Annotated in this window: 4 protein-coding genes; 3 read left to right on the forward strand and 1 reads right to left on the reverse strand. The window is 42.5% G+C overall.

Going from position 1 to position 4511, the window contains the following annotated elements; genetic code table 11:
• Positions 1–191 (forward strand): DUF4437 domain-containing protein (locus D5R40_RS30630; RefSeq protein WP_124155705.1); only part of this gene is annotated, 191 nt, incomplete at its 5' end.
• A gap of 208 nt (positions 192–399) precedes the next feature.
• Positions 400–1419 carry a zinc-binding alcohol dehydrogenase family protein gene (locus D5R40_RS30635; RefSeq protein ID WP_124155706.1) on the forward strand — a complete coding sequence of 340 codons (1020 nt, stop codon included), beginning with the start codon at positions 400–402 and terminating at the stop codon, positions 1417–1419.
• 239 nt (positions 1420–1658) lie between these two features.
• Here the strand turns inward: D5R40_RS30635 and D5R40_RS30640 are convergent, their stop codons facing one another.
• Entirely contained in the window at positions 1659–2456 is a 798-nt protein-coding gene (locus D5R40_RS30640; RefSeq protein ID WP_124155707.1) for an SDR family NAD(P)-dependent oxidoreductase, read from the reverse strand.
• Positions 2457–2614: 158 nt separating this feature from the next.
• Here D5R40_RS30640 and D5R40_RS30645 point away from each other — a divergent pair, with 158 nt between their 5' ends.
• Positions 2615–4087, forward strand: a complete 1473-nt coding sequence (locus D5R40_RS30645; protein WP_124155708.1) for a flavin-containing monooxygenase — start codon at positions 2615–2617, stop codon at positions 4085–4087.
• Positions 4088–4511: the final 424 nt, after the last annotated feature.

A 4511-nucleotide genomic window follows, 5' to 3' on the forward strand; every position in this document is an offset into this window, starting at 1 on the left:
CATTCCATGCTGTGGTAATCCAGGGTCAACCACAGTACCAAGTGACGAGTGAGACCGATCTCAAGACCTTGGTGCCGGGCAGTTATTTCACCTTGAAGGAAGAGTCGGTGCATCAAGTCTCGTCTAAAGCAACAGAGGAGAGCATCATCTATATACGCACGAATGGCAAGTTCGACGTTATTCCGGCGTAGTCCAAGAAGTAACCTCGCCCGATCCTAATAAGCTAGCTAATATAGCACTACGCATTAAGGTTAAGACATTTACCCATCCTGTTCGCGGAGCGTTTCCGCACCGAAAACCCTTTGACAGTCTACTGTTCCCTGTTCCCTATTCCCTATTCCCTATTCCCTATTCCCTAGCGCGTAGCGCCATAATATTTAAAATTTGGAGGTAAAAACTATGAAAGCAGTAGGTTTAACTCAATATTTACCGATTAACAACGAAAATAGTCTATTAGACGTTGAAATTCCTAAACCCACAGCTAAAGGCAAAGATTTATTGGTACAGGTTAAAGCAATTTCTGTTAACCCAGTAGATACTAAAGTCCGCGCACCTAAAGATAAAGTTGAATCCGAACCCCGCATTCTTGGTTGGGATGCAGCAGGTATCGTGGTAGAAGTTGGAGAAGCAGTAACAGAATTCCAACCTGGAGACGAGGTTTATTATGCAGGAGATATTACTCGTCCTGGTAGCAACAGCGAATTTCATTTAGTGGATGCCAGAATTGTTGGTCGCAAACCCCAGAATTTAGATTTTGCTCATGCAGCAGCTTTTCCTCTTACTGGTATCACTGCTTGGGAAGCTCTATTTGAAAGATTGAATATTGATCAAAAAGGAGCAGATGCGGGTAAATCAATTTTAATTATCAATGGTGCAGGGGGAGTTGGTTCTATTGCGATTCAAATAGCGAAAAAGTTAGCCAAGCTGAATGTTATTGCTACAGCTTCTCGTCCTGAAACTATCGCTTGGTGTCAAAAACTTGGTGCTGATGAGGTGGTCAATCATCGCAATAATCTTGCGGAAGAAATTGATAAAGTTGGTTATCAAAATGTCGATTATATTCTGTGCTTGAATGACACCGATGGTCACTGGCAAGCTATGACTAAAGCGATTAAACCCCAAGGCACGATCTGTTCCATTGTCGAAAACGAACAACCGCTAGATATGAATACTTTGAAGAGTAAGAGTGCTGGCTTTGTTTGGGAATTTATGTTTACTCGCTCCATGTATCAAACAGAAGATATGGCAGAGCAAAGCAATTTACTTAATGAGTTGAGTCAACTGATCGAAGATGGTGTAATTGTTACAACTTGCAATGAGGTAGTCAAACCGATCGATGCTAAAAATCTACGGGATGTTCATCAACGTCTTGAAAAGGGTAGAACTATTGGAAAAATTGTTTTAGCTGAATGGAATTAATTTTTAACTAGCTATCAGCTATCAGCTTTCAGGTATAACACTAGGATTGACACATAACTACCAGATATTGTAAGGGTTAACGGCCGTTAACCCTTACAAATGCTGTATAATACCAAATTGATAAATGTTTGCTACAAATATCTAGGGTATTTCTTAGGAGTCAACCCACCCCTAACCCCTCCTGACTTAACCATTCTATAACTGTTTAACCAGATTTGATATTAGATTGTCTTTTGATTTCAAATCAATCGATCGCTAATCCAATCAACCAACCCAGGGAAATACTGCTTGAAAATATGCAAACTTTGAGCTGCTCCATCGGGAAATACATGAAGTTGGTTACGAACAATGGCTTTAATTGTTTTTTCCATTACTTTAGCTGGATTAGTTGCGAAGCGTTCAGGAAAACCTTCCTTGCCTTGAGCTAGCGTTCCATAACGTTCCGAGAGAAGAATAGGGGTACGACTGAAAAAGGGATAAACAACAGTGACTTTAACATTATAGCTTTTTACTTCATTAAAAAGTCCTTCACTAAAACCACGCAAGCCAAATTTACTGCTGGAATAGTGAGCCATTCCCCCAGCACCTATCCAACCTGCTAGAGAAGAAATATTGACAATGTGTCCTTTTTGGCGCTCGATCATCCCTGCAGCAAAAAGAGAACTCAACCGCATTGGTGCTAGTAAATTGACCTGCATCAACCGTTCCCATTTATCAGGGGGAACTTCGTCCATCCGACCAAATAATCCTATTCCCGCATTATTAATTAAAATATCAATGGGTATATCTAATGCTTTAACTCGATCGTAGAGATTCAAGCAGCCTTCGCGGTGAGAAAGATCGCTCTCAATACAAGAAATTATTTTCCCTGTAGTGATTTCGCTGGTTATTTTAGAAGCTTGCTCATCTAGAGAATCTTGTTTGATATCGCTCAGGACTAAATGGCTGCCAGCTTGTAATAACTGGCGCGTAAGTTCCTGGCCAAAACCCCCTGTGGCACCAGTCAGGACTACTGTAGCGTGATTTAGTTCGGTCATCTGATTTGGTTGTATGATAACTCACTTATATTGACGTGCTTAATTCTAAGGTAAGACAGTTAGCTGTATATATTTTTTTTCGCGTAGAAGATTTAGAATGTAAAAAACAGTGAGGTGAGCGGGTTCGCAGCCAAATAAGAAGAGAGGAGAATTAAATCATGTCCACGAAACACTTTGATATTGCAATTGTCGGAGCTGGACTTTCTGGTATCGCAGCCGCTTACTATCTACAGCTCAAGTGTCCCAGCAAAAACTACATCATTCTGGAAGGTAGAGACTCAATGGGCGGAACTTGGGACTTCTTCCGTTATCCAGGCATCCGCTCCGATAGTGATATGTATACCCTGGGTTATAGCTTTAAGCCCTGGCCCAAAGCCAAATCTATTGCTGACGGGCCATCAATTTTGAAATATATTCAGGAAACAGCCTCCGAGAACGGCATTGACAAACACATTCGCTATAGTCTCCTGGTGAAGAAAGCTAGTTGGTCAAGCGATCGCGCTGTCTGGACAGTTGAAACTGAATGCAAGAAGACGGCTGAGACCCTTCTCTTTAGCTGCAACTTCCTTCTAATGTGTTCTGGGTATTACAGTTACAAAGAGGGTTATACACCTAAATTCAAAGGGATGGAGTCCTTCAAGGGGGAAATAGTTCATCCACAGGATTGGCCAGAAAACCTCAACTATCGCGATCAGAAAGTGGTTGTCATTGGCTCTGGGGCTACTGCAATTACCCTAATCCCGGAAATTGCAAAGGATGCAAAACACGTAGTAATGTTGCAGCGATCGCCTACTTATGTTGTCTCAAACTCTGAGTCTGATGTGCTTGCCAATCTCTTAAACAAGTTCATGCCCAAAAAGCTGGCTTATGCTATACTTCGTTGGAAGTATATCCAACGCCAACAATTACTTTACCGTGCTACGCGCACGAAACCTGAGAAGGTTAAGCAGAAACTGCTCGAGCTGGTCCGCAAAGAACTTGGAGATGACTACGATGTCGAGACTCATTTCACCCCACGCTACAACCCTTGGGACCAGCGCCTTTGTCTCGCACCGAACGGCGATTTATTTGAGGCAATCAAGTCAGGTAATGCCTCCGTCATCACTGATATAATTGAGACCTTCACTGAGAAGGGTATACTCCTGAAATCGGGCAAAGAGTTAGAAGCTGACCTCATTGTTACAGCGACAGGGCTAAACATGATTATACTCGGTGGCGTGCAATTCAGTGTAGACAACCAGGCAATTGAATTTCCGAATGCCTATACTTATAAGGGTATGATGTATTCGGATATACCGAACCTGGTCTCGGTCTTTGGCTACATCAATGCTTCCTGGACTCTGCGTGCCGAACTCGTGGCGGAATATGTATGTCGGTTGATTAACTACATGGACGAGATGGGATTTAGTCAGTGTACGCCACGTCTGCGCGATCAAGATAGGAAGATGCAAGCATACTCTTTAATCAAAGATTTTTCTTCTGGCTATATGCAGCGCGTGGTGCACTTATTCCCGAAGCAGGGTGACTGCGAACCCTGGATCTACCCGCAGAACTATCAGCGCGACAAGAAAATGATTCGTCATGGGGCACTTGAAGATGGTGCGTTGATATTTAGCAACAAGGAAACATAACTTTAACGCCCCTACAGAATTTATTTTTGTAATGGGGATGCGTGAGCAACTCTCCAAAAATATTGCGCCTTAAAAGGCGGGGTTGCACGACCCATATTATCAGGAATTACGCACCAAGCGCCATATATTGTAGGGGCGAATGGCATTCGCACCCTACTGATAGCGTACTGTCTAAGAATTTGCGTAAGTCCTGATCTTATCTGGATAATTAGTTATTGTATGATGAGAGGAGTCAGGAGTCAGGAGTCAGAAAGGATGAGAGTTGGAGTGATCTGGGGATATTCCGGCATTTTATGTCTGCATTGAATGGAAGTAGAAAGTGCGATAACTGTATAACCGGATTTTATATTAGACCCATATTATTTTGATAAATCATATCATGTCCGGTAGCATCGGTCTTGTATAGCAAAGGTAAGGAAGAAGG

Source organism: Okeania hirsuta, from assembly GCF_003838195.1.
GTDB lineage: Bacteria > Cyanobacteriota > Cyanobacteriia > Cyanobacteriales > Microcoleaceae > Okeania > Okeania hirsuta.

Excerpts from the sequence above, each read along its gene's own strand:
- D5R40_RS30635 (WP_124155706.1), top strand. The coding sequence starts at position 400 with ATGAAAGCAGTAGGTTTAACTCAATATTTACCGATTAACAACGAAAAT.
- D5R40_RS30640 (WP_124155707.1), bottom strand. The coding sequence starts at position 2,456 with ATGACCGAACTAAATCACGCTACAGTAGTCCTGACTGGTGCCACAGGG.
- D5R40_RS30645 (WP_124155708.1), top strand. The coding sequence starts at position 2,615 with ATGTCCACGAAACACTTTGATATTGCAATTGTCGGAGCTGGACTTTCT.